The sequence below is a fragment of the Clostridium phoceensis genome (assembly GCF_001244495.1).
Taxonomy (GTDB): domain Bacteria; phylum Bacillota; class Clostridia; order Oscillospirales; family Oscillospiraceae; genus Lawsonibacter; species Lawsonibacter asaccharolyticus.
In genome coordinates, this window is the sequence record NZ_LN866274.1 from 1,166,995 (window position 1) to 1,190,519 (window position 23,525).

General features: G+C 63.7%; 23 protein-coding genes and 1 riboswitch. Of the genes, 3 read left to right on the forward strand and 20 right to left on the reverse strand.

The genetic code is table 11. From position 1 onward, the window contains the following. Positions 1-16 precede the first annotated feature (16 nt). Both BN1969_RS06460 and BN1969_RS06465 read right to left on the reverse strand, forming a co-directional pair. Complete coding sequence (locus BN1969_RS06460; protein ID WP_050623551.1) at positions 17-394, reverse strand: metallopeptidase family protein; 378 nt, start codon at positions 392-394, stop codon at positions 17-19. An 84-nt stretch (positions 395-478) separates the two neighbouring features. After that, on the reverse strand, positions 479-1,258 hold the full coding sequence (locus BN1969_RS06465; RefSeq protein WP_050623552.1) for a helix-turn-helix domain-containing protein: 780 nt from the start codon (positions 1,256-1,258) through the stop codon (positions 479-481). Positions 1,259-1,517: 259 nt separating this feature from the next. Between BN1969_RS06465 and BN1969_RS06470 the strand changes: the two genes are divergently transcribed. Next, on the forward strand, positions 1,518-2,543 hold the full coding sequence (locus BN1969_RS06470) for an AEC family transporter (RefSeq protein ID WP_082203528.1): 1,026 nt from the start codon (positions 1,518-1,520) through the stop codon (positions 2,541-2,543). A gap of 89 nt (positions 2,544-2,632) precedes the next feature. Here the strand turns inward: BN1969_RS06470 and BN1969_RS06475 are convergent, their stop codons facing one another. The 12 genes from BN1969_RS06475 to BN1969_RS06530 all read right to left on the reverse strand — a co-directional run bounded on the left by BN1969_RS06475 (position 2,633) and on the right by BN1969_RS06530 (position 13,790). Next, positions 2,633-3,301, reverse strand: a complete 669-nt coding sequence (locus tag BN1969_RS06475; RefSeq protein ID WP_050623554.1) for an HAD family hydrolase — start codon at positions 3,299-3,301, stop codon at positions 2,633-2,635. Further along, a complete protein-coding gene (gene purD, locus BN1969_RS06480; RefSeq protein WP_050623555.1) occupies positions 3,298-4,554 on the reverse strand; it encodes a phosphoribosylamine--glycine ligase in 1,257 nt (418 codons plus the stop codon). Before purD ends, BN1969_RS06475 begins: the two co-directional genes overlap by 4 nt. Before the next feature lie 36 nt (positions 4,555-4,590). Further along, entirely contained in the window at positions 4,591-4,959 is a 369-nt protein-coding gene (locus tag BN1969_RS06485) for a four helix bundle protein (RefSeq protein WP_050623556.1), read from the reverse strand. Positions 4,960-4,988: 29 nt separating this feature from the next. Next, positions 4,989-6,161, reverse strand: a complete 1,173-nt coding sequence (locus BN1969_RS06490; protein ID WP_050623557.1) for a phosphoribosylaminoimidazolecarboxamide formyltransferase — start codon at positions 6,159-6,161, stop codon at positions 4,989-4,991. Positions 6,162-6,179: 18 nt separating this feature from the next. Beyond that, on the reverse strand, positions 6,180-6,920 hold the full coding sequence (locus tag BN1969_RS06495) for an IMP cyclohydrolase (RefSeq protein ID WP_050623558.1): 741 nt from the start codon (positions 6,918-6,920) through the stop codon (positions 6,180-6,182). Next, complete coding sequence (locus tag BN1969_RS06500; protein WP_050623559.1) at positions 6,907-7,143, reverse strand: hypothetical protein; 237 nt, start codon at positions 7,141-7,143, stop codon at positions 6,907-6,909. The genes BN1969_RS06495 and BN1969_RS06500 overlap by 14 nt, the downstream gene beginning before the upstream one ends. A gap of 58 nt (positions 7,144-7,201) precedes the next feature. Beyond that, a riboswitch (ZMP/ZTP riboswitch) is annotated at positions 7,202-7,282 on the reverse strand. A 21-nt stretch (positions 7,283-7,303) separates the two neighbouring features. After that, the gene (gene purN / locus BN1969_RS06505) at positions 7,304-7,942 is read right to left on the reverse strand and encodes a phosphoribosylglycinamide formyltransferase (RefSeq protein WP_050623560.1); all 639 of its coding nucleotides are present in this window, start codon (positions 7,940-7,942) and stop codon (positions 7,304-7,306) included. Positions 7,943-8,089: 147 nt separating this feature from the next. Further along, positions 8,090-9,133 carry a phosphoribosylformylglycinamidine cyclo-ligase gene (purM, locus tag BN1969_RS06510; protein ID WP_050623561.1) on the reverse strand — a complete coding sequence of 348 codons (1,044 nt, stop codon included), beginning with the start codon at positions 9,131-9,133 and terminating at the stop codon, positions 8,090-8,092. Between the two features lie 215 nt (positions 9,134-9,348). After that, the gene (locus BN1969_RS06515) at positions 9,349-10,773 is read right to left on the reverse strand and encodes an amidophosphoribosyltransferase (protein ID WP_050623562.1); all 1,425 of its coding nucleotides are present in this window, start codon (positions 10,771-10,773) and stop codon (positions 9,349-9,351) included. Between the two features lie 249 nt (positions 10,774-11,022). Beyond that, the gene (gene purC, locus BN1969_RS06520; protein ID WP_050623563.1) at positions 11,023-11,733 is read right to left on the reverse strand and encodes a phosphoribosylaminoimidazolesuccinocarboxamide synthase; all 711 of its coding nucleotides are present in this window, start codon (positions 11,731-11,733) and stop codon (positions 11,023-11,025) included. Positions 11,734-11,872: 139 nt separating this feature from the next. Further along, positions 11,873-12,361 (reverse strand): 5-(carboxyamino)imidazole ribonucleotide mutase, encoded by a 489-nt coding sequence (gene purE, locus BN1969_RS06525; protein WP_050623564.1) that lies wholly within the window; start codon positions 12,359-12,361, stop codon positions 11,873-11,875. A 340-nt stretch (positions 12,362-12,701) separates the two neighbouring features. Continuing rightward, the gene (locus tag BN1969_RS06530; RefSeq protein WP_050623565.1) at positions 12,702-13,790 is read right to left on the reverse strand and encodes a glycosyltransferase family protein; all 1,089 of its coding nucleotides are present in this window, start codon (positions 13,788-13,790) and stop codon (positions 12,702-12,704) included. A gap of 170 nt (positions 13,791-13,960) precedes the next feature. Here BN1969_RS06530 and BN1969_RS06535 point away from each other — a divergent pair, with 170 nt between their 5' ends. Then, positions 13,961-14,515, forward strand: a complete 555-nt coding sequence (locus BN1969_RS06535) for a phosphatase PAP2 family protein (protein ID WP_050623566.1) — start codon at positions 13,961-13,963, stop codon at positions 14,513-14,515. Between the two features lie 73 nt (positions 14,516-14,588). On the opposite strand, the gene BN1969_RS06540 is transcribed toward BN1969_RS06535, so the two are convergent. The 5 genes from BN1969_RS06540 to BN1969_RS06560 form a co-directional block, all read right to left on the reverse strand. After that, a complete protein-coding gene (locus BN1969_RS06540) occupies positions 14,589-15,437 on the reverse strand; it encodes a metal ABC transporter permease (protein WP_202973708.1) in 849 nt (282 codons plus the stop codon). After that, positions 15,434-16,249 (reverse strand): metal ABC transporter ATP-binding protein, encoded by an 816-nt coding sequence (locus BN1969_RS06545; RefSeq protein WP_050623567.1) that lies wholly within the window; start codon positions 16,247-16,249, stop codon positions 15,434-15,436. Before BN1969_RS06545 ends, BN1969_RS06540 begins: the two co-directional genes overlap by 4 nt. Further along, a complete protein-coding gene (locus BN1969_RS06550) occupies positions 16,246-17,190 on the reverse strand; it encodes a metal ABC transporter substrate-binding protein (RefSeq protein WP_050623568.1) in 945 nt (314 codons plus the stop codon). Before BN1969_RS06550 ends, BN1969_RS06545 begins: the two co-directional genes overlap by 4 nt. 134 nt (positions 17,191-17,324) lie before the next feature. Beyond that, complete coding sequence (locus BN1969_RS06555; RefSeq protein WP_050623569.1) at positions 17,325-18,431, reverse strand: DUF3810 domain-containing protein; 1,107 nt, start codon at positions 18,429-18,431, stop codon at positions 17,325-17,327. Between the two features lie 18 nt (positions 18,432-18,449). After that, positions 18,450-19,634 carry a tRNA(Met) cytidine acetate ligase gene (locus tag BN1969_RS06560; protein ID WP_050623570.1) on the reverse strand — a complete coding sequence of 395 codons (1,185 nt, stop codon included), beginning with the start codon at positions 19,632-19,634 and terminating at the stop codon, positions 18,450-18,452. Between the two features lie 184 nt (positions 19,635-19,818). Here BN1969_RS06560 and BN1969_RS06565 point away from each other — a divergent pair, with 184 nt between their 5' ends. After that, on the forward strand, positions 19,819-21,024 hold the full coding sequence (locus BN1969_RS06565) for an acetate/propionate family kinase (RefSeq protein ID WP_050623571.1): 1,206 nt from the start codon (positions 19,819-19,821) through the stop codon (positions 21,022-21,024). A gap of 152 nt (positions 21,025-21,176) precedes the next feature. Here BN1969_RS06565 and BN1969_RS06570 read toward each other — a convergent pair whose 3' ends face one another. Further along, on the reverse strand, positions 21,177-23,486 hold the full coding sequence (locus BN1969_RS06570; RefSeq protein WP_050623572.1) for an ATP-dependent Clp protease ATP-binding subunit: 2,310 nt from the start codon (positions 23,484-23,486) through the stop codon (positions 21,177-21,179). Positions 23,487-23,525: the final 39 nt, after the last annotated feature.

A 23,525-nucleotide genomic window follows, 5' to 3' on the forward strand; every position in this document is an offset into this window, starting at 1 on the left:
CGGCCCCCTCCGTCTGCTATGTGTCGCCGTAGATCTCCCGGGCCTGACGGAGAAATTCGGCGTCTTTGTCATCCAGGGCGTGAAGGCCGGCCGTCTCCTCCATGTGGTGGGTGAACTCGTGAGCCACCGTGGCGAAGAGCTCATCCTTCCACCCCTCCTCGTCCTCCTCCGGGAGCAGGGCGGCAAAGGAGCCGTAGTATAGGACGATGTACCGGCCCAGCATATCATGGCAGTATTCCCCCATGATGTACATCTCACCGGGGGGAAAATCAGGGTCAGGCAGGGCCTCCTCCTCCAGCTGGATGCCGCCGTCCAGCTCTTCAAAGAAGGCGTCGGGGAATTCCCCGGCGATCTCCTCCAGCCAGTCCCCCATCTGCTCGTAAGTCGGTATCATAGGCCGCTCCTGTCCCCGGGGAGGGGCTGCCCAGCCCGGTAGATTTGGGACCATGATACCACGGGCGCCGGGGAAAAACAAGGGTCAGACTCCCAGGGCGAGGGAGATGAGCAGGTCCTGGAGCCATACAGGGGCTGCAGCGGCGGCCTGGCGGATGGCGGCCGTCACCGCGGCGGGGTCGGCCCCCGGGCCGAAGGTGAGAGCGCCGGAGGCGGCCTGGCTCCCGATGGCCAGGGGAGCGGAGGCGGAGCCGCCGATGGCGATCTGGGTGCCCACCGCCCCGTCGCCCACTGCGTAGGCACCGAAGGAACCGCCTCCCACGGACAGCAGGCCGATGGCCCCGCCGCCCAGGGCGGCCAGTCCCACCGCACAGGCCCCAATGGCGATGCCTCCCACGGACATCCCGCCCAGGGCCAGCAGCAGGCCCAGGGAGACCCCGCCCAGGCTGAACAGTCCCAGGGAGATGCCGCCCAGGGCGAAGAGCCCAACCGCCACGTTGCCCACGGCGAAGATCCCCTTGGCCACGCCGAAGCCCCGATCCCCCAGGCGGATGTGGACCAGAGGCAGGCCGAACAGGGTGCGCTGGCTCTTATACTCATAGTGCCAGCGAGGGTAATAGTTGTGGTTGATAATGGTGGTGGGGACTTCCTGGGCATAGGGCTCCGGCTCCCGGCCGGTGACCAGATAGTCCAGCGTGACATTGAAATATCGGGCCAGGGCGGCCAGGTTGTCCATGTCCGGCCGGCTGCTGCCGGCCTCCCATTTCTGGACCGCCTGCCGGGTCACCCCCAGCAGATCGGCCAGCCCCTCCTGACTCAGCCCTGCTTTTTTCCGCAACTCATAGAGACGGTTTTGAAATTCCATAGAGACTCCTCCTGGATCAAGTGATAAGACCGGCCGGCACGCCCCGGCGGCAAGAAGACCTTAGCAAAAAGAGGCGGACAGGGCAACCAAAAGAGGCATACAATTTGACAACTAACAGTTGCATCCGGGATTTTTTCAACTTTTTGGTCCAAAAACGGGAAAAGAGACAAACGTCCGCCGGGGCTTATCTTACCACAGCACACCGGGCTTGACAAGCGCGGTGGGCGGACAGAGCACGGGGAAAGGATTGACAAACACGATGCAGACCGCTAGACTGGGGAAGATGAAGTCCCGGGTGCTGGCGGCCCCGTGGCGTGAGATCGGGAGGAGAGCGCGGATGGAAGTGAGCTGGCTGCTGGTGCAGCAGATCGCCAGCATGGTGCTGATGGGTCTGGCCGGCTATGGTGTGGGAAAACTGAAGCTGATCACAGGGGAGCAGAGCCGGGTGCTCTCCTGCATGTGTATCTATCTGGCGGTGCCGTGCAGCCTGATGACCTCCTTCAACACGGCCATGGAGGCGGACAAGCTGACCGGCCTGCTGCTGGCCCTGGGGGCGGCAGTGCTGCTCCACCTGCTCTACCTGGCGCTCAATGGCTTGATGAACCGGAGCGGGCACGGACTTGCCCCGGAGGAGCAGGCGTCCGTGATCTACAACAATGCAGGCAACCTGATCCTGCCCATGGTAATGGCCATTCTGGGGCAGGAGTATGTGATCTACACCAGCGTCTATATCCTGGTGCAGAACATCCTGATGTGGACCCATGGCCAGAAGCTGATGGGGGGTGCCCAGCAGTTTGATTGGAAAAAGATCGTGACCACACCCGCCATCGCCGCCATCCTGGCGGGACTGGCGCTGTTCATCACCGGGCTGCGCCTGCCGGGGCCTCTGGTCACCGCCATGGAGGGGCTGGGCAGCTGCATGGCACCCCTGAGCATGCTGGTGATCGGGATCTTGTTTTCTGAGCTGGACCTGAAGCGGGTGCTCTGTCAGGGGCGCATCTACTGGGTGGCGGGGCTGCGTCTGCTGGTCTACCCCCTGCTCTCCATGGCGGTGCTCCTGGCCCTGCGGGTGCTGTGGCCCCACAGCGACGGGGACAACGTGCTGCTGGTCAGCCTTCTGTGCGCCATTGGGCCGGCGGCCTCCGCCATCACTCAGATGGCCCAGCTCTACCACAACCCCAACAGTGGGTATGTCTCTTCCATCAATGTGCTCACCACCCTGCTGTGCGCGGTGACCATGCCGGTAATGGTACTGCTGTTTCAGCTGGGACTGGACCTGCTGTGAGCAGAGGGCCGGGGCTTTTCCGGAGACCTGAGATCAGAAAAAAGCGCCTGGACCTCCTTATCTCAGAGGTCCAGGCGTATCTTTTTGGTTCAGTCCAGCTCCTTTGCCAGACGGTCCCGCAGCTGGAGCAGGGAGTCGAAGCGCCCCCAGAGGAGGGGCTCCAGCTCAGGAGTGGGGGGCAGCAGGTCGGGGACCATGGCCACCCGCATCCCCGCCCGGGAGGCGGAGAGGATGCCGTTTCGGGAGTCCTCCACCGCCACAGTGCGCTCCGGGGTGGTCCCCAGGGCCCTGCAGGCCATAAGGTAGATCTCCGGGTCAGGCTTGCTGTGCGCCACCTGATCCCCGGTGATGATGGCGGAAAAACAGGGGCCCAAGCCGGTCATCTCCATCCGCCGCTCTGTCCGGGGGCGGCCGGTGGAGGTGGCCAGGGCGGTGGGGACGCCCCGGCTCCGCAGCAGCTCCAGCACCTCCCCCACGCCGGGCTTCATAGGGACGCCCTCCGTCTCCATCCGGGCCTGGGAGCGGGCGGAACAGGCCGCCATAAATGCGTCCTTGGGAAACTCCGCCCCAAAGAGATCTTCCATTTTCTGAAAAATGTCGGCACGGTTCTGGCCCACGAACTCCAGATAGGCTTCTCCCACCTGGGGCCAGCCCATTTCCCGGCTGACGGCCAGCCAGGTCTGCTGGGTGAGACGCTCGGTGTCGAACAGCACCCCGTCTACATCAAAGACGACGCCTTCTATCTTCAAGCCGGTCATACCTTCCCAATGTCCGTGCGGAAGTGCATGTCCTGGAAGGAGATGGGTTTGCAGGCGGCGTAGGCTTTTTTGATGGCTTCCTCCAGGTCTCCGCCCACGGCAGTCACTCCCAGCACCCGGCCGCCGGCGGTGAGGACGGTCCCGTCCTCACCCAGCTTGGTGCCGGCGTGGAACACCGTGGCCAGCTTTCCGGCTGCCTCCAGACCGGAGATGGGGTAGCCGCTCTGGTACTTCACCGGGTAGCCGCCTGAGGCCAGCACGATGCAGCAGGAGGCGCCGGGCTTCCAGCGGATGTCCATCTGGTCCAGGGTGCCGTCCACACAGGCTTGGAAAATGTCCATCAGGTCGGTGTCCAGCATGGACATGAGGGGCTGGGTCTCCGGGTCGCCGAAGCGGGCGTTGTACTCCACCACCTTGGGGCCGTCCTGAGTGAGCATCAGGCCGAAGTAGATGACCCCCTTGAAGGGCCTGCCCTCCGCCTTCATGGCGGCCACTGTGGGCAGGAAGATCTCCTTCATGCAGCGCTCGGCGATCTCCGGGGTGTACTTGGGGGAGGGGCAGAAGGCGCCCATGCCGCCGGTGTTGGGGCCCTGATTGCCGTCGTAGGCCCGCTTGTGGTCCTGGCTGGACAGCATGGGGACCAGGTGCTCCCCGTCGCAGAAGGCCAGCACAGTCACCTCGGGACCCACCATGCACTCCTCGATGACCACGGTGGAGCCGGAGGCACCGAATTTGTGGTCCTGCATCATGGAACGCACGGCCTCCTCGGCCTCCTCCACAGTGGCGGCCACCACCACGCCCTTGCCCAGGGCAAGGCCGTCCGCCTTCACCACGATGGGGGCCCCCTGCGCCCGGACATAGGCCAGGGCTCCATCCATATCGGTGAAAGTTTCGTATTTGGCGGTGGGGATGTGGTACTTCTTCATCAGCTCTTTGGAGAAAGCCTTGCTGGCCTCAATGACAGCGGCGTTGGCCCGGGGGCCGAAGGCGGGGATCCCCGCCGCCTCCAGGGCGTCCACCATGCCCAGAGCCAGGGGGTCGTCCGGGGCCACCATGACGAAGTCCATCGCGTGCTCCTTGGCCCAGGCCACCATGGCCTCCACGTCCGTGGCCTTGATGGGCACGCACTGGGCCACCTGGGCGATGCCCCCGTTGCCAGGGGCGCAGTACAGCTCGGTCACCTTGGGACTCTGAGCCAGCTTCCAGCAGATGGCGTGCTCACGGCCGCCTCCGCCGACGACTAATACCTTCATAAAAACACGACCTTTCAGCAAGTTAGGAATTAGGAGTTAGGAATTAGGAATTGTTCCGTCACGGACAGACTTTGTGATGGAGGAGAGCAGTTTTCTCAATTCTTCGCAGTCCGAATGGAGAGAGTCATATTCAGTGCAGGAAATGTAGTCGCAGGAATAGAGCAGTTCCAGCCAGTAGAGAGTCTCCGCACATTCCTTCAAGGCAATGTACAGTTTATTTAAGAAGTCCTTCCGGCTGCTTCCGTACTGAGCCTCTGCGATATTAGCGCCAATGCTGGTGCCGCTGCGCAGCATCTGCTTGGAGAGGACATATTCCTTCTTCTCCTCCGATAAATATCGGTAAGCAAAGACAATGCGCTTGGCAAAAGCAAGGCTTTTGGGCATCAGGATACGTTCGCTGCTCATAAATTCCTAACTCCTCATTCCTAATTGAATTAGTGGTGGAACAGCCGAATCCCGGTAAACGCCATGACCATGCCGTACTTGTTGGCGGTGGCGATGACCTGATCGTCCCGGATGGAGCCGCCGGGCTGGGCGATGTACTGCACGCCGGACTTCCGGGCCCGCTCTACGTTGTCCCCAAAGGGGAAGAAGGCATCGGAGCCCACAGTGACCCCGGACATCTGGGCGATCCAGACGGCCTTCTCCTCGGCGGTGAGCACCTCTGGCTTCACCTGGAAGGTGTTCTGCCATACGCCCTCGGCCAGCACGTCCTCGTACTCGTCGGAGATATACAGGTCGATGGCGTTGTCCCGGTCGGGGCGGCGGATGTTGTCCACGAACTGGAGGCCCAGGACCTTGGGATGCTGGCGCAGCCACCAGATGTCCGCCTTGCTGCCCGCCAGTCGGGTGCAGTGGATGCGGCTCTGCTGGCCGGCGCCCACGCCGATGGTCATGCCGTCCTTCACATAGCACACGGAGTTGGACTGGGTGTACTTCAGGGTGATGAGGGAGAGGAGCATGTCGTGCTTGGCCTGCTGGGGCAGGTCTTTGTTCTCGGTGACGATGTTCTGGAGCATCTCCTCGCTGATATCCAGGCTGTTGTATCCCTGTTCGAAGGTGATGCCGAAGATATTGCGGCGCTCGATGGGGGCGGGCTCATAATTGGGGTCGATCTCAACCACATTATAGCCTCCCTTGCGCTTGGCTTTCAAGATATCCAGGGCCTCGTCGGTATAGCCCGGGGCGATGACGCCGTCGGATACCTCAGCAGCCAGGAAGCGGGCGGTATCCCCGTCGCACACATCGGACAGGGCGGCCCAGTCTCCGAAGGAGCACAGCCGGTCGGCCCCCCGGGCCCGGATATAGGCGCAGGCGATGGGGGACAGCTCTCCCTCCGGGGCAAAGTAGATGCGCCGCTCTACGTCGCTGAGGGGCAGGCCCAGGGCGGCCCCGGCGGGGGAGACGTGCTTGAAGGAGGCGGCGGCGGGCAGGCCGGTGGCCTTTTTGAGGGCCTTCACCAGCTGCCAGGAGTTCAGGGCGTCCATGAAGTTGATATACCCCGGACGGCCGTTGAGCACCTTCAGGGGCAGATCGCCCTCCTCCATGAAGATGCGGGCGGGCTTCTGGTTGGGGTTACATCCGTATTTCAGTTCCAGTTCTGTCATGATCTGCACCTCTTTTTCTCAGTTTGGGACTTTGGAGGCGGCGTGGGCCTGCTCTCCGTGCTTGTTGAGGATGACGGTCTCACGCTCCCCGGTGGCCAGGTGGATATACTGCACAAACAGGGACACCTTGTTGTCCTCATTCAGGCTGGCCCACACCTGACTGGCCAGGGTCTCAGCGTCAGGGGCGGAGACAGACACCCGGCGGGGCTCCCCCTCAAAGGAAGGGAGAGGTTCGGCATTCTCCTGGTAGGTGTGGATGAAGCGGCCCTCCCCAGCCAGGGGGGCGTCGTACTCATAGAAGTAGCGGTGGCTGCAGGCGGGGTCACCGTCGGCGGATTTCAGGATGGACAGGCAGAAGGAGCCGTCCTGGTCCACCACGCCGGAGATGCGGGGGGTATAGTTGGGGCCGTCGGGCTCATAGCACCGGGTGCGCAGGGCGTCGATGTAGCTCTTGCCCGCCAGCAGGCTGTCCCGGATGGTGTCGGTCTGGTCTCCGTTGGTGACCACCGTCACCTCCCCCACCTGGCGCACCGGGTGGTAGATGATAAGGGAGGGGTCCACCATCTTGCTCTCGTCATAGGCCCGGGTGCGGATACCGTCCCCGGTGGCCTCAAAGATGCGGTTACGGCTGTTCCCGCTGCGGCCCATGATGAAGTAGATGATGACCGCCTTCTGGCCATCGGCGGAGCGGCCCAGGACGATGCCACGGCCGGGGTAGGGGTGAGCTTGCAGGAGTTCATTTATATCAAGAATTTTCATGGGGATCCTCCTTGTTGTCCTCATTTGTGGATGATGGGGGAGACTTGTGATACCATGTGAGATAGCGGGACCCCAGGTGGATGAGCAGGGGGACCGCTCCTGCCAGCGTGAACAGCAGGCCAAAAAGACTGTAGAAATCACTGTAATCCAGGCTGCTGACGACCAGAAGCAGGGCTCCGCCCAGAAGCAGAAAGCCGGAGGCGAGAATGGTCTTGGCGGACATGAGGGTGCTCCTTTCTTTCTCATACAGCGGCAAAAAGGGCGCACCGCGTTTCGGAAAACGGGTGCGCCCAGACGGTCGGCATGGTCCACAACGATGCTCCCTGTGGTCCATTCCACTTCCGTCAGTTACACCGCGTGTTTGATCTTTGTGTGGAGGCGTATTACAGGCAGTCCAAGATGCGGACCGCCCGGCCCTCCACCTTCAGCCGGTCCTGGCAGAAGAGGGAGACGGCCTGGGGCAGCAGCTTCCACTCGCACTGCTCCATGATGCGCCGCTGGAGGACCTCCGGCGTGTCGCCGGGCAGCACCTCAGCTGCCTTTTGTAGGATGATGGGGCCGGCGTCACACTCCTCCGTGACAAAGTGGACGGTGGCACCGGAGATCTTTACCCCGTATTCCAGAGCCTTCTCGTGGACGTGGAGGCCATAGCAGCCCACTCCGCAGAAGGAAGGGATGAGGGAGGGGTGGATGTTGATGACGGCGTTGGGGTAGGCCTGGAACAGCTCCTCCGTGAGGATGGTCATAAAGCCGGCCATGACCACCAGATCGGCCCCAACCGTCTCCCGCAGCAGGCGGGTCAGGGCGGCAGTGTAGCCGCGGCTGTCGGAGAAATCCCACCGGGGGAGCACATAGCCGGGGATGCCGGCGTTCTTGGCACGCTCCAGGGCGAAGGCGTCCGGAGTGGAGGAGATGACGGCGGAGATCCGGCCATTCACCAGCTCTCCCCGCCCCTGGGCGTCGATCAGGGCCTGCAGATTGGTCCCGCCGCCGGAGACCAGGACGGCGATACGTTTGGACATAGCGAACCTCCGAGTGAGTTAGGAATTAGAAAGTTAGGGATTAAGAATTTGGAATGGATGGAGTGCGCCTGGGGCGCACGGTTTGAAATCGGTCCGGCGGAGCCGGAGACACAATTCCCAACTCCTCATTTCTCATTCCTAATGTGATCAGACCAGCTCCACGCCGGCCTCGCCGGGGATGACGCGGCCGATTTGATAGGCGGTCTCACCGGCCCCCTTCAGAACGGACAGAGCCTGCTCGGCCTGCTCTGCGGGCAGGGCCAGGATCATGCCGATGCCCATATTGTAGGTGTTGTACATGTCCCGCTCCGGGATGTCCCCGGTCTTCTGGATCAGATCGAAGATGGGCAGGCGGGGGAAGGTGCTCAGGTCGATCTGGGCGGTGAGCCCCTGGGTCATCATCCGGGGCACGTTCTCATAGAAGCCGCCGCCGGTGATGTGACTGACGGCATGGATGTCCACCCCGGCCCTCAGCAGGGCCTTCACCGATCTTACATAGATGCGGGTGGGGGCCAGCAGGGCCTCGCCCAGGCTTTTGCCGCCCAGATCCTCACGGGGCGTCTTCAGGTCGGCGTGCTCCACGTCAAACACCTTCCGCACAAGGGAGAAGCCGTTGGAGTGGACCCCGGAGGAGGCCAGGCCGATGAGCACATCCGCCTCGCTCAGGCGTCTGCCGTCAATGATCTTTTCCTCGTCTACCAGCCCGACGGAGAAGCCGGCCAGGTCGTACTCCTCCTCGGGGTAGAAGCCGGGCATCTCTGCGGTCTCGCCACCCACCAGGGCACACTCCGCCTGGCGGCAGCCCTCGGTGATGCCGGAGACGATGTCCGCGATGCGCTCGGGGTAGTTCTTGCCGCAGGCGATGTAGTCCAGGAAGAAGAGGGGGGCAGCGCCGCCGCAGATGATATCGTTGACACACATGGCCACGCAGTCGATGCCCACGGTGTCATGCTTATCCATCAGGAAGGCCAGCTTCAGCTTGGTACCCACGCCATCGGTGCCGGACACCAGCACCGGCTTCTTCATGCCGGTCAGATCAGGGGCAAACATGCCGCCGAAGCCGCCCAGGGTGCCCATCACCCCGGGGATATAGGTGGACTCCACCATGGGCTTGATGCGCTCCACCGCCTCATATCCGGCGGTGACGTCCACCCCGGCGGCGGCGTAGGACTCCGAATGGGAGTTTTTCATCTTAAAAACCTCCAAATCACTGTGTTAAAGCCTCGCAGACTTTCCGCCGAAAGCGGAAAGGACAACAAAGAGTCCGCAGGCGAATCCATTTCGCCGCAGGACATCATGACCCCTGGCCGTGGCGGCCAGGGCCGCCTTTCCTGTGGAAAGGCGAGGGGATATCGACGGGGAAGCGACGTTGTATCCAGGGGGGACATCGCCCCCCTGGAGGGGCCTTATTCCCTGCCGTTCCAGCAGTAGGTGCAAACCTTGTCCCGGTCCAGGCCGATGGACTCCAGCAGTCCCTCCAGGGACTGGTAGCCCAGGGAGTCGAAGCCCAGCTTCTCGCAGATGGCCTTCAGCATGCACTGGCCCCGCTCAGTATGTACGTCGGCGTACTCATCCAGATGCTGCTGCCCCTCATCCCCCTCCAGCTCCTGGATGGTGCGGCGGGCCAGCAGGTCCATGTCGGAGTTGCCCCGGGAGAAGTTCAGATACTTGCAGCTGTGCATGATGGGGGGGCAGGCGGAGCGCATATGGACCTCCTCCGCGCCGGACTCATAGAGAAATTCCACGGTCTCCCGCAGCTGGGTGCCCCGGACGATGGAGTCGTCCACAAAGAGGAGCTTTTTGCCCTCGATGAGCTCAGGCACCGGGATCTGCTTCATCTTGGCCACCTGCTTGCGGACATCCTGATTGGTGGGCATGAAGGAGCGGGGCCAGGTCGGGGTGTACTTGACGAAGGGGCGGGCAAAGGGCTTGCCGCTGCGGTTGGCAAAGCCGATGGCGTGGGGGACGCCGGAGTCAGGCACCCCGGCCACATAGTCCACCTTGGGCAGCTGGCCCCGGGCCACCTCGTCCCGGGCCATGATCTCCCCGTTGCGGTAGCGCATGACCTCTACATTGATCCCCTCGTAGTTGGAGTTGGGATAGCCGTAGTAGGTCCACAGGAAGCCGCAGATCTTCATCTCCTGGCCGGCGGGGGAGAGGATCTCGAAGCCGTCAGCGGTGATGCGGACAATCTCACGGGGGCCCAGCTCGTAGGCGTCGTGGTAGTCCAGCTTGTGGTAGGCAAAGGACTCGAAGGAGACACAGCAGCCGCTGTCGTTCTGCCCCACCAGGACCGGCAGACGGCCGAGCCGGTCCCGGGCGGCGATGATCTCACCCTGCTCTGTAAGGAGCAGCAGGGTGAGGGAGCCATCGATCTCCTCCTGGGCGTGCAGGATGCCGGAGACCAGGTCATCCTTCTGGTTGATGAGGGCAGCGGCCAGCTCGGTGGAGTTGACCTTTCCGGAGCTCATGGCCATAAACTGATGGCCGTGGTCGGAAAAATACCGCTGGATCAGCTCCTCGGCGTTGTTGATGATGCCCACCGTGGTGATGGCGTACAGTCCCAGGTGGGACCGTACCAGCAGGGGCTGTGGGTCAGTGTCGCTGATGCAGCCGATGCCGCTGCACCCGTGGAAATCGGACAGATCCTTCTCAAACTTGGTGCGGAAGGGGGTGTTCTCAATGGAGTGGATCTGCCGCTGGAACCCATCTTTGGCGTCATGGATGATCATGCCGCCCCGCCGGGTGCCCAGGTGGGAGTGATAGTCCACTCCAAAGAAGATATCCAGGGTCACATCCTGGTGTGAAACTGCGCCAAAAAAGCCGCCCATGTGGTCCTCCTAAAAAGTTTAGAGTGAAGAGTTGCGCGTGGAGAAAAGGGAAAGAGGAGAACATACTCCCTCGCTCCCCACCCCCCTGCGCCTGCCCAGGGAGATCTATTTCCTGTGTTTGCGGATCAAAAGCCAGGCCAGGGTCCCCGCGCCCAGGATCAGCAGCGCCAGGAGCAGAAGGACTGGCCCCGGAGAGCCGGTCACGATTACGGCAGTGGGACCGTCCGCTGAGCCGATGATCCCCAAGGCTTATTTCCCCATCAGGCGGCGGGCCATCTCCTGGTAAGCGCCCTCCACGTTGCCCAGGTCCCGGCGGAAGCGGTCCTTGTCCAGCTTCTCCCCGGTCTTGGAGTCCCAGAAGCGGCAGGTGTCGGGGCTGATCTCGTCGGCCAGCACGATGGTTCCGTCAGAGGTCTTGCCAAATTCCAGCTTGAAGTCCACCAGGGTGACACCGCACTCAGCCAGGGTCTTCTTCAGGAAGTCGTTGACCTGGAAGGCGTACTTCTTGATGGTGTCGATCTCGTCCCAGGTGGCCAGCTTCAGGGCTACGGCGTGGTAGTCGTTGATGAGGGGATCGTGCAGGTCGTCGTTCTTATAGGAGAACTCGATGGTGGGGGCGTCGAACACGATGCCCTCCTCCACGCCGTAGCGCTTGGCGAAGGAGCCAGCGGAGATGTTGCGGATGATGACCTCCAGGGGGACGATGGCCACCTTCTTCACCACGGTCTCCCGCTCGCTCAGCTCCTCCACAAAGTGGGTGGGCACGCCGGCCTTCTCCAGCTGGCCCATCAGGTAGTTGGTCATCTGGTTGTTGATGGCCCCCTTGCCGGTGATGGTGCCCTTTTTCAGACCGTCAAAGGCGGTGGCGTCATCCTTGTAGGACACGATGACCAGACCCGGGTCCTCGGTGGAATAGACCTTCTTGGCCTTGCCCTCATACAGCTGCTCGACTTTCTTCATAGTAGACCGTCCTTTCTTTTTCTCAAAAATCTAGTTGATCGGGAAGCAGAAACCTGCTTGAGATAGGAGTTGAAAAGCGGTGCTGGGGTGCCTAAAATGCGCGCGTAGCGCGCTCCATCACTCCGATTTCCTGTCTGGATCAAAGCTCTGCCTGGAGCTTGGCCTCCTTGGCGGCGATCTGCTCCTCCATCTTCTCCCGGGCGGCGTCCAGCTTGGCGGCCAGCACATCGTCGGAGACGGAAAGGATCTGGGCGGCCAGCACAGCGGCGTTCTTAGCCCCGTTGATGGCCACAGTGGCCACGGGGATGCCGCTGGGCATCTGCACGGTGGCCAGCAGGGCATCCAGGCCGTCCATGGCGCCCCCCTTCATGGGGATACCGATGACGGGCAGGGTGGAGTTCCCGGCGAAGGCCCCCGCCAGGTGGGCGGCCATGCCGGCGGCGCAGATGAGCACGCCGAAGCCGTTGGCCCGGGCACCCCGGGCGAACTCGGCGGCAGCGGCGGGGGTGCGGTGGGCACTGAGGATGTGGGCCTCATAGGGGATGCCGAACTCCTTCAGCTGGGCGCAGGCCCCCTGGACCACCGGCCAGTCAGAATCAGAGCCCATAATGACAGCGACTTTCTTCATAAAAAACTCTCCTTTCAGGATCCCGGCCGGGGGATAGGCGAAAAGGAGCGGCCCGGACCGCTCTCCCCGGGGAAAAGATTCAGGCCGCCCGCCTGGAACGGACAGCCTGGGATCGCTTACCTGTTATTTTTGGGCGCACAAATCCCCCGCAGGATGCTGTGCTGCCGACAGATGGAAGACAGGCACACAAACATAGGAGGACCTCCTTGCCCAACAATGAATGGACTTTCATTTTATCGAAAAATCCCGATATTTGCAAGGGGGCAGGGCATTTTTGTCAGCTTCCACAAGGAGCGGGAGAAAAAATGACAGGGAAGTCGTCAGGACGGCGGGGGCGGGCTCACAGCAAACCCGCCGGGACCAGGATGCGCTTGACCTCGTCGGCCCGCCCGGACCAGGCGGCGGCCGCACCGTAGTCCCGGCGGCGCTGATCCACCCAGCCCGGGTCCTCCGCCAGCGCCTGCTGGCACAGATGGAGGAACTCCTCCGGGGAGTGGGCGCCGTAGACCACATCGGGGAAGAGCTCCACCTGTTCCGGCCACAGCATGGATACGATGGGCTTGCCGGTGGAGAGATACTCATAGAGCCGGGGCGGGACCACGTCGTTATAGGGCTGGCTGTCCCGCAGCAGGTCCAGCAGAACCTGGCAGCGGCCCAAATAGTCGGGGACCTCCACCAGCGGGCAGGGGCCGGCCAGCATCACATTGGACAGGCGGGAGAGACGGCGCAGCAGAGGGTTTTCTTCCCGGCGCCCCAGCAGCAGGAAGGTCCAGGCGGGCCGGGCCTGGGCGGCATAGAGGATGGGGGTCAGATCCAGGTCGGCATGGATGGTGCCTGCCCAGCCCAGCAGGGGCCCGGTCAGGTGGTCCAGCTCCCCCCGACGCCCGGCGGAGCCCGCGGCGGCGAAGAGAGGGTAATTCACCCCGTTGGGAAGCAGCGCGATGTTGCCGCTGCACGGGGAGAGGCGGTCGGCCAGCCCTGGGGAAGCGGCAAAGACCACGTCCGCCGCACCAGCCAGACTGCCCTCCCACCGGTCGGGCAGCTCGTCCCACACCTGGTCGCAGTCGTAGACCAGACCGTCGTACTCCAGCGCATCCAGGGCGTGGATATGGACAGGGGAGGTGGTCCACAGAAGGGGACGGCGGAAGCGGTGCCGGGCCAGCTTGTCGGCGAGAAAGCGGATCTGGCGCTGCCGGGAGAGCCGGAACAGCCGGTCGTGGCGCTCATCCACAGGGAGGGCGGGGGGCATGGTATAGACGGTGACGTTGGGGCGGACCTTCCTGCCCGGCTGGCGCCAGCGTTGATCCAACAGTCCGCCGCCGGGGCAGAAGTAGAGGACCTGGGCGTCCTTGAGCCGGGTGATCAGGTGCTGGGTCCGGCCGGGGGTGGGGCTCCAGGGCTCGGTGGAGAGACAGACGACTTGCTTCAAAAGGGAGGACCTCCCGTGTTCTCATGATCTAACAAAAACGGCTTGCCTCGGGCCCGGGAGCAGGGTATAATATCCCTGCCGGCCGGTCGGGCTTTGACCGGTCATATCTCACTTTATTATAGTCCCGGGGCCCCGGCGGGTCAAGGGAAGGAAAGGCAGGAAGTTTTTCCATGTTATCCGTGCTTCAGACATTGGATGGAGGGGCCTTGCTCTGGATCCAGGAGAACCTGCGGGGACTGTTGGACCCCATCGTAGAGGGATATACTACACTGGGCAACACCGGCCTGATGTGGATCGTGCTCTCTCTAGCCATGCTGTGCTGGAAGCCTACCCGGAAAGCGGGGGTGGCGGCCCTGGCGGCCATGGTGCTGGGGCTGCTGTGTACCAACGTGGTCCTCAAGCATGTGGTGGCCCGCCCCCGCCCCTGGCTGGATGTGGCGGGGCTGGTGCCGCTGATCCAGGAGCCGGACCCCAACTCCTTTCCCTCAGGGCATACCTGTGCTGCCTTTGCGGCAGCATCCGCCTGGTGGCGGGCGCTGCCCAGAAGATGGATGAGGTGGACCGGGCTGGTGCTGGCGGTGTGCATGGGCCTGTCCCGCCTGTATGTGGGGGTCCACTACCCCAGCGATGTGATCGCAGGGGCACTGGTAGGCCTGTTCTGCGGCTGGGCGGCCTGGAAGCTGCTGCAGCTGTGGGAGGAGCGGCGGGGATCTAGGCTCCGCTGAATTGCCATAGAGGAGCGCAGAAGCGCCGCCCGGCATCTAAACAGATGCCGGACGGCGCTTTTCTCTTGGGAGTTCATCCCCGCTTTCGCAGCAGGAAGGTGACCAGAAAGATGCCGGCCAGATACAGGGTGATGGAGGCGCCGGCGGAGGAGCCGATGTAGTAGGAGGTCATCAGCCCGGCGATCCCGGCGCCCACCGCGAAGAGCAGGGAGCACAGGTGGTATTGGAACATGTTCCGGGAGATGTTCCGTGCCGCGGCGGCGGGGAGGACCAGGAGGGAGTTGATGACCAGCAGGCCCACCCAGGTCATGGACACCGTGACCACCACGGCGATGGCGGCGGAGAACAGGGCCTCCTGCCAGAAGACGCGGACCCCGCGGCTGTCCGCCAGGGCGGGATGGACCGCGGAGAGCATCAGGTGGTTGAAGGACAGACCCCACAGGGCCAGGACCAGCAGCAGGATCAGGGCCAGCAGGCCGATCTTGCCGGGCTCCACCGAGAGGATGTCGCCGATGAGCAGACTGTTGAATTTGGTAAAGGAGCGGCTGCCCAGGGTGGAGATGAAGATGCCCAGTGCCACCGCAGTGGAGGAGAAGACGCCGATGACCGTGTCGCTGGCCAGCCGGGTGCGGCGGCGGACAAAGTTGAAAAGCAGGGCAAAGACCAGGGAGAAGAGGACGGCGGCCCAGGTGGGCTCGGAGAAGCCGCAAAGGGCACCGATGGCCATGCCGGTGAAGGCGGAGTGGCCCAGGGCGTCGGAGAAAAAGGACATCCGGCTGTGGACCACCATGGTGGACAGGATGCCGAACAGAGGGGAGATGACCAGCACCGCCAGCAGGGCGTTTTTCATGAAGTACATGGAACCGGGCTGGGCCCACTCAAAGGGCAGCAGGTCCACCAGTGCGTACCAGAGCTCCATCATGCCTGTCCCCCTTTCCCCACCCGCAGGTGGAAGGTCTCATAAAATTCCGGGGAGGAGAGCACCTCGTCCGGCGGGCCTGACTTGAGCACCCGGCGGTTGAGGAGGATAACCTTGTCGGCGAACTGGCCCAGGGTGGCGAAGTCGTGGGTGGACAGGAAGATGGACAGGTCATAGCTGGTGCGGATCTCATCCAGCATCTCCAGCAGCTGGTGCTCCCCCTCGATATCCACACCGGACAGGGGCTCGTCCAGGATCAAAATATGGGGTAGCGGCTCCAGGGCCATGGCCAGAAGCACCCGCTGGAGCTGGCCGCCGGACAGGCCTCCCATGGGCTTGTCCAGCAGGTCCTCCCCATGGACTCGGGCCAGACAGCGGGCCACCAGCTCCCGGTGGCGCCTGGGCACGGGCAGGCAGACAGGCCAGCGGGTGACGGCGGCGGCGAAGAAGTCCAGTACGCTCACCGGGTCCCCCCGGTCAAAGCTGGGGGACTGGGGCACATAGCCGATGAGGGGGCGGGTCCCCCGGGCGGCGAGGGGAGCGTTGGCCCCGTCGGACAGCCGGACGGCAGGCCCGCCGGCAGGGGAGAAGGTGATGGTGCCGGAGTATGGCATCTGCCCCAGGATGCTGCGGAACAGGGAGGACTTGCCCGCCCCGTTGGGGCCGATGAGGGCGGCGATCTCTCCGCAGTGGAGGTGGAAGGACACATCCTCCAGGATGTCCTCCCCTTGGATGTGGACCGACAGGCCCTCCAGCTTCAGGCAGCAGGCGTCGGAGCAGCCCCCGGCCAGCCTGCCGTGCTTGATCTTTCTCACAGCTGATCCAACTCCTCTCCCCCGAAGAAGGATACGATGGTGTTCACGTTGCTCCGCACGCCTTCCAGATAGGTGGACAGGTCCCCCTCCTCCGGGCCGTCCATGAGCATGGTGAGCTGGGCCACCTGACAGCCGGTTTCCCGGGAGATGGCGTTGGCGGTGGCGTCGGAGCCGTTGACCTCGGTGAAGATGACGGGCAGCTGGTGCTCCTTCACCAGCTGGGTGATCTCATTGATCTCCATGGCGCTGGCCTCGCTGCCCTCCTCCTCCTCGATGGAGGCCAGCAGGGGCAGGCCCAGTGCCTGGGCAAAGTAGCGGAAGCCGTCGTGGAAGGTGATGAGGGCCGCGCCTTCTGCCCCCTCCAGGGCCTGGGTGCAGTCGCCGGCAAAGCTGGGCAGCTGGCCGGCGGCCTCCTCCCCATTGCGGGCGTAGGCGTCTCCGTGGTCCGGGTCCGCCAGGGCGAAGCCCTCCTGGAGATTGCGCACCATGACGGCGGCGTTTCCTGGGTCCATCCAGTAGTGGGGGTCCCAGTGGCCGTGGTCGTGGCCACCGTCTCCCTCCTCGTGGATGTGGTCCGCGTTTTCAAGCAGCGCCACCCCCTGAGAGCAGTCGATGACCGCCGCGCTGGCGTCGGCCAGGGCGTCATCCATAAAGTCCTCCAGCCCGGCGCCGTTCATGGCGATGACATCCGCACCCTCGATCTTTTTCATGTCGTCCACCGACAGGGTATAGTCGTGGAGGCAGCTCACAGAGCCGGTGTTCAGCCGCTCCACGGTGACGCCCTCCACGCCCTGGGCAACGGTCCGGGCGAAGAGATAGACCGGATAGGTGGTGGCCAGGACGGTCAGCCCCTCCTCCTGGGAGGAGCCCGAGGGGGCCTGGGTGCAGCCGGGAAGCAGGAGCAGGACGGACAGGAGCATGGATAAAATGGGTCGTTTCATGGGATACCTCAAATTTCATCAGAGTGGATCGAATCATATTATTATAGCGCGATGGCGGGGATTTGTAAACGGATAGCGGGGAAAGTCTCTTTTTGCCCCGGCAGAAGGGAGAAGAACACTCCGCCCGTCAGGGCTCAGAAGGCGCCGGCTTCGTCGCCGAACCAGGTCACCAGCAGGTCCACGCAGGCACCGTAGGACTGGATGCCCAGATCTTGGCCGTTGCTCTTCAGAAAGGTGTCAAAGGTCTGGGCAGCGGCCTCCTCCACGGGGGACTCCAGAGCACGCCAATAGGCGTTGTTGTCCTTCCAATCGGTGGACAGCTCCGGTGTAAAGGAGGCCGCCGCGATCTGATACCACAGATCCGGGGAGACGGCGTAGAGGGCGTTGCACAGCTGGATCAGGCCCATCAGCCATCCGGAGTACTGGAACACCGGATCGCCGCAGGACACCGCCGCGGCGATGCCCACAAAATTGGCCTCCAGCTCGGAGAAGACCATCCGCTGGTGGGACATCTCGTGGGCGATGGTGGCCGGCACCAGGCAGGCGGGAGCGTCCACGTTGACGTTGGCCTCGCCGGTGAAAGGGAAGTAGACGCCGGTGAAGCCCATCACGCTCTGCAGCCGGGAGAAGAACATGGGCTTGCAGGGTACGGAGGGCATAGCCAGACAGGGGAGCTTCTGCTCCAGCTCCTCATAGACGGAGACTCCCCGGCGGAAACAGTCGTCCAGATCCTCAGCGAAGTGGCCCTCGCTGTCTCGGACCATCTGGGTGGAGAGGTCTGCGGCCTGGCAGGCAAAGTACAGCGTGACCTGGGCCAGGGTGGACACGGTGTAGGGCCGGGTCTCCAGACCGCTCTTTTCTGCGAAGGAGGCGGAGTAGTAGCCCGCAGACCAAAGCCAGCAGTAGCCGGTCCATACCCAAAGCAGGGCACAGAGCAGGCAGACCAGCCGCCGGCCCAGCTCATGCGGAGCGTGGAGCCGGACGGCCAGCACCGTGCCGCGGATGAGGCAGAGAGCGCAGGCGGTGAGAAAGACCGTGACCAGCACCTCCGCCAGGGAGAAGGGGAGCGGGGCAGACAGGCGGCCCAGAAGCTGCTCCGCCGGTGCCATGACATGGATGACCCAGCCGTCCATCAGGGACTGACGGCCCCGAAACAGGTAGAAGAGAAGAGAGAGCAGGACAGGGGGGAGCAGGGGTAGGAGCGGACGCAGGCGGCGGGTGGTTTTTTCCTTGGTTTCCATGGGACCTCCTGGGACGGGTCAGATCAGGACGGGGCCGGTGGTCCACTCCAGTCCGCCGGGGCGGGGAGTGGAGAAACACAGGCCGTACAGGTCGGTGCAGCGGGCCTCCAGCTGGAAGAGTCTGCGGCCCGGCCCGTCCAGGGACCGGGCGTGGGCCGGCTTGGTGAGGATGGGAAGGGAGGCCGCTCCCTTCATGGCCCGCAGGAGCTCCTGCCCCCGTGGAGTGAAGCCCAGAACCCGGAGGTAGGGCGGGGCAGCCGGGCGGTCGGCGGCGGTCAGGCCCAGGAAGGCCCACAGCAGGAGACGGCGCAGGCGGGCGTGGGAGTACCGCTTGGTCTTGGCCAGGGTGAGAAATTCCTCCACAGACAGGGCCCTGCTTCCCGCCTGGACGAGCCGGGCAGGAAGCCCCTCCTCCACACCGGAGTCCGGGAGGAGGGCCCACTCCGCCTGGGACAGAGAGCGGACACGGGCCAGGAGGGCACGCTCCAGGTGGGACAGGGAGGCGGGCTCCAGCTCCTCCGGCCAGGGGGCGGGCAGGAAACAGTCTGCCAGGTCCCGCCGGCCGGCGGCGATCCACTCCCGGAGGATGGAGGCGGAGGCGAAGCCCTCCGCAGGGCGCGGGGCGTCGTGGCCCGCTCCCTGGCGGGGGACCGCCAGCACCTGGGGGGACCAGCCCAGGGCGGAGGCGGCCCGCAGGTACTCCACCCCCAGGTTGTCATTGGGACGGGAGAGGACCTTCGCCCGCTCCGATCCCAGCAGGGCCGCCACCACAGCCTGGCGGCAGGCGGCGAAGGGCATCCCTTCGTCCAGAAAGCGGCTCAGGCCCGCCCGGTATGCCTCGCTGTCCAGGCAGGCGGCCGCCGCGGCCAGGGCGGCCGGGTCCCCGCTCTCGCTGCCGAAGGAGAGGACGTCCACCACGCCGCAGGCCCGGAGCAGGGCGACGGCGCCTGTGGCAAAGGACTCGGCGGAGGAGGCCGCCCACACTGTGGGCAGCTCCAGCACCAGGTCCGCCCCCCCGGCCAGGGCCCAGCCCGCCCGGGTCCACTTGTCCGCTGCGGCGCAGGCGCCCCGCTGGACCCAGTTGCCGCTCATGACAGCGACGACGGCGCAGTCCGCACCCAGGAGCCCCCGGGTGCGGGCGATCTGATAGGCGTGGCCAGTGTGGAAGGGATTGTATTCGGCTACGATACCGGCAGTTTTCAAGCGGAACGCCCCCTGTCTGATAGGATGTCTGTATGGAGATGCTTGAAAAAATGTATGATGAAATCCAAAAAAATGGTTGTCCTCCAGGGGAAAAAGCAGTAGAATGATTCCATCAGGTACAGATACAGTTTAGTACATTCCGCCCAGATAGGCAACAAAAACTGTGAAAAGGAGATCGTTTCCCATGAATATTCTGGTCATCAACGCCGGCAGCTCCTCCCTGAAGTATCAGCTGCTCAACCCCGAGACCCAGCAGGTGCTGGCCAAGGGCCTTTGCGAGCGCATCGGCATCGACGGCAAGTTCACCTATAAGCCCCAGATGGAGGGCAAGCAGGTGCTGGACGCTATCGACATTGCCATGCCCACCCACTCTGAGGCCATCCAGGCTGTGCTGGACGCCCTGGTGGACAAGGACAACGGCGTGATCGGCTCCATGAAGGAGATCGACGCGGTGGGTCACCGGGTGGTCCACGGCGGCGAGGCTTTCAACCAGTCTGTCCTCATCACCGACGAGGTGATGAAGGCTCTGGAGGACTGCATCCCCCTGGCGCCTCTCCACAATCCCGCCAACATCACCGGCATCAACGCCTGCACCGCCGTCATGGGCAAGGACGTGCCTCAGGTGGCCGTGTTCGACACCGCCTTCCACCAGACCATGCCCGCCAAGGCTTACATGTACGCGCTGCCCTACGAGTACTATGAGAAGGACAAGGTCCGCCGCTACGGCTTCCACGGCACCAGCCACAAGTACGTAGCCGGCCGCGCCGCCGCCATGCTGGGCAAGCCCATCGAGGAGCTCAAGCTGATCTCCTGCCACCTGGGCAATGGCTCCTCCGTCACCGCTATCGATGGGGGCAAGAGCGTGGACACCACCATGGGCTTCACCCCTCTGGCCGGACTCCCCATGGGCACCCGCTCCGGCGACCTGGACGCCGGCATCCTGGAGTATATCATGGGCAAGTACGGCTATGACATCAAGGAGATGGTGTCTATCCTGAACAAGAAGTCCGGCGTGCAGGGCGTGTCCGGCGTGTCCTCCGACTTCCGTGACCTGGAGAACGCCCACAAGGAAGGCAACGAGCGGGCTGGCCTGGCGGTGGATATGTTCAACTACGGGGTGAAGAAGTACATTGGCGCATATGCCGCCGCCATGGGCGGCGTGGATGCCATCATCTTCACCGCCGGCGTGGGCGAGAACTCCGCCTCCCAGCGCCTGGCCATCGCTTCCGACCTGGAGTTCATGGGGGTCAAGATGGACGCCGAGGCCAACAGTGTCCGGGGGAAGGAGACCGTCATCTCCGCCGCCGACTCCAAGGTGAAGGTGCTGCTGATCCCCACCAATGAGGAGCTTATGATCGCTATGGATACCGCCGCCATCGCCAAGGGCTGAGCGCGGTCCTGAAAACAAAAAACGCCCGGCAGTCTGTGACTGCCGGGCGTTTTTTGATATCGTTCCGGGCCCCTTTTTGTGCCCACACGCTCTTGGGGAGAAAGATGGCGGCGGCAGCGCCGCCAGAGGGACGCAAAAGGACTTAGGGATCTTTACAGGGCGGACAGGACCAGCTGCTCGCCGTCGGAGGAGGCATCCAGCCGGGCGACCGGGTGCTGCCAGCTGTCGATGATGCGGGAGGCGATGGCATCCTCCAGCTCCTTCTGGATCAGGCGGCGCAGGTTGCGGGCGCCGTAGGCGGCGGAATAGGACTTTTTCACCAGATAGTCCAGCAGGCTGTCCTGCCAGGTGAAGACGATGCCCTTCTCGGCCAGGGAGTCCTGGAGCTCCTGGAGCATCAGGGCGGCGATGGCCTTGAAGTTGTCCTCTGTGAGCTGGTTGAAGTAGACGATCTCGTCCACCCGGTTGATGAACTCGGGCCGCAGGAACTCCTGGAGGGCCTTCATGGCCCGCTCCCTGCCCTGTTCATTGGCGGTGCGGGCGAAGCCCACAGAGCCCGATTTGGTGTTGCTGCCGGCGTTGGAGGTCATGACGATGACTGTATTTTCAAAGTTCACCGTCCGGCCGTGGGCGTCGGTGATCCGGCCGTCATCCAGGATCTGGAGCAGGATGTTGAGCACGTCGGGGTGGGCCTTCTCGATCTCATCGAAGAGAATGACGGAGTAGGGCTTGCGGCGGATCTTCTCTGTCAGCTGGCCCGCCTCGTCATAGCCCACATACCCCGGGGGGGAGCCGATGATGCGGGAGACCGCGTGCTTCTCCATGAACTCCGACATGTCCAGCCGGATCAGGGACTCCGGCGTGTTGAACAGGTCGTGGGCCAGCTGCTTCACCAGCTCGGTCTTGCCCACGCCGGTGGAGCCCACAAAGATGAAGGACACCGGCTTGCGCTTGGGGCTGATGCCCACACGGCCCCGCCGGATGGCGGAGGAGACGGCGTGGACTGCCTCATCCTGACCGATGATGTGCTGCTTCAGCCGCTCCTCCAGCCGGGCCAGGCGCTGGTACTCACGTTCCTGGATCTGGCTGGCGGGGATCTTGGTCCACAGCTCGATGACGTTGGCCAGATGCTCCACCGTCAGGGCGGGGGTGGGGGCGGCGTCCAGCTGTCCCTTCTCCTGCTCCAGCCGAAGCTCCTGGCTGCGGATGGCGGCAAGCCGGGCATAGGACTCCTCGGTGGCGGCGGCCATCATGACCTCTTTCTCCTTGTCCAGGTCGGCCAGCTCCTTATCCACCTCGGCCCGGCGGGCCAGAGTGCGGTTCTCCAGGTTCACATTGGAGCAGGCCTCGTCGATGAGGTCGATGGCCTTGTCGGGCAGATAGCGGTCGGTGATATACCGCTCGCTCATGGTGACGGCCAGGCGGCACATCTCAGGGGAGATGACGACCTGGTGGTAGGCCTCGTAGTAGGGGGCAATGCCCTCGATGATCTGCACGCTGTCCTCGATGGAGGGCTCCTCCACGATGACGGGCTGGAAGCGCCGTTCCAGGGCGGTGTCCTTCTCAATATGCTTGCGGTACTCATTGAGGGTGGTGGCGCCGATGACCTGGAGCTCCCCCCGGCTCAGGGCGGGCTTGAGGATATTGGCGGCGTTCATGGAGCCCTCGGCATCGCCGGCGCCCACGATGTTGTGGACCTCGTCGATGACCAGGATGATATTGCCCAGCTTTTTGATCTCCTCAATGAGGCCCTTCATCCGGCTCTCGAACTGGCCGCGGAACTGGGTGCCCGCCACCAGGGCGGTGAGGTCCAGCAGATAGACCTCCTTGTCCAGCAGCTTATAGGGCACGTCGCCCTTGGCGATCTTCATGGCCAGCCCCTCGGCGATGGCGGTCTTGCCCACGCCGGGCTCGCCGATGAGGCAGGGGTTGTTCTTCTGGCGGCGGTTGAGGATCTGGATGACCCGCTCCAGCTCCCGCTCCCGGCCGATGAGCCGGTCCAGCTTGCCCTCCTGGGCGCGCTGGGTCAGGGAGATGCAGTAGTTCTCCAGAAACTTCCGCTTCACGGGGCGCTCCTGCCCCTTGCCGCCGTTCTTGTCCGGCCGGGGGGCGGCGTCCTTCTTGGGCTCGGCGTCCCCGCCGGCGGCGGCGCCGAAAAGCTGGTTCAGGAAGGGGAAAGTGGCGGTGCGTCCGTCGTCCTCGTCCCCGTCCTCCCGGTCCTGGGGCATCAGTCCCTCCATCCCCTCGGCCCCGCCGAAGGCGGACATCATCTCACTGGTGAGGTTTTCCAGGTCCTCGTCGGTGATGCCCATCTTCTGGATCATGTCGTCGATGGGCTTGATGCCCAGCTCCTTGGCGCACTTGAGGCACAGTCCCTCATTCTTGGACTGGCCGCCTTCCAATTTGGTGATAAAGACCACCGCCACATGCTTGTGGCAGCGGCTGCACATGGTGGGCTGCATCTATGCAAACACTCCTTCCGGGAGAGAGAAATTTTTTGG

Excerpts from the sequence above, each read along its gene's own strand:
- BN1969_RS06500 (WP_050623559.1), bottom strand. The coding sequence starts at position 7,143 with ATGTCCGCCAAGACCATTCTCGCCTCCGGCTTTCTGCTTCTGGGCGGA.
- BN1969_RS06465 (WP_050623552.1), bottom strand. The coding sequence starts at position 1,258 with ATGGAATTTCAAAACCGTCTCTATGAGTTGCGGAAAAAAGCAGGGCTG.
- purN (WP_050623560.1), bottom strand. The coding sequence starts at position 7,942 with ATGTCCAAACGTATCGCCGTCCTGGTCTCCGGCGGCGGGACCAATCTG.
- BN1969_RS06470 (WP_082203528.1), top strand. The coding sequence starts at position 1,518 with ATGCAGACCGCTAGACTGGGGAAGATGAAGTCCCGGGTGCTGGCGGCC.
- BN1969_RS06460 (WP_050623551.1), bottom strand. The coding sequence starts at position 394 with ATGATACCGACTTACGAGCAGATGGGGGACTGGCTGGAGGAGATCGCC.
- purM (WP_050623561.1), bottom strand. The coding sequence starts at position 9,133 with ATGAAAAACTCCCATTCGGAGTCCTACGCCGCCGCCGGGGTGGACGTC.
- BN1969_RS06475 (WP_050623554.1), bottom strand. The coding sequence starts at position 3,301 with ATGACCGGCTTGAAGATAGAAGGCGTCGTCTTTGATGTAGACGGGGTG.
- BN1969_RS06540 (WP_202973708.1), bottom strand. The coding sequence starts at position 15,437 with ATGATGGAGCTCTGGTACGCACTGGTGGACCTGCTGCCCTTTGAGTGG.
- BN1969_RS06535 (WP_050623566.1), top strand. The coding sequence starts at position 13,961 with ATGTTATCCGTGCTTCAGACATTGGATGGAGGGGCCTTGCTCTGGATC.
- purE (WP_050623564.1), bottom strand. The coding sequence starts at position 12,361 with ATGAAGAAAGTCGCTGTCATTATGGGCTCTGATTCTGACTGGCCGGTG.
- BN1969_RS06550 (WP_050623568.1), bottom strand. The coding sequence starts at position 17,190 with ATGAAACGACCCATTTTATCCATGCTCCTGTCCGTCCTGCTCCTGCTT.
- BN1969_RS06485 (WP_050623556.1), bottom strand. The coding sequence starts at position 4,959 with ATGAGCAGCGAACGTATCCTGATGCCCAAAAGCCTTGCTTTTGCCAAG.
- BN1969_RS06570 (WP_050623572.1), bottom strand. The coding sequence starts at position 23,486 with ATGCAGCCCACCATGTGCAGCCGCTGCCACAAGCATGTGGCGGTGGTC.
- BN1969_RS06495 (WP_050623558.1), bottom strand. The coding sequence starts at position 6,920 with ATGAAAATTCTTGATATAAATGAACTCCTGCAAGCTCACCCCTACCCC.
- BN1969_RS06555 (WP_050623569.1), bottom strand. The coding sequence starts at position 18,431 with ATGGAAACCAAGGAAAAAACCACCCGCCGCCTGCGTCCGCTCCTACCC.
- purD (WP_050623555.1), bottom strand. The coding sequence starts at position 4,554 with ATGAAGGTATTAGTCGTCGGCGGAGGCGGCCGTGAGCACGCCATCTGC.
- purC (WP_050623563.1), bottom strand. The coding sequence starts at position 11,733 with ATGAAGAAAGTCGAGCAGCTGTATGAGGGCAAGGCCAAGAAGGTCTAT.
- BN1969_RS06515 (WP_050623562.1), bottom strand. The coding sequence starts at position 10,773 with ATGGGCGGCTTTTTTGGCGCAGTTTCACACCAGGATGTGACCCTGGAT.
- BN1969_RS06490 (WP_050623557.1), bottom strand. The coding sequence starts at position 6,161 with ATGACAGAACTGGAACTGAAATACGGATGTAACCCCAACCAGAAGCCC.
- BN1969_RS06565 (WP_050623571.1), top strand. The coding sequence starts at position 19,819 with ATGAATATTCTGGTCATCAACGCCGGCAGCTCCTCCCTGAAGTATCAG.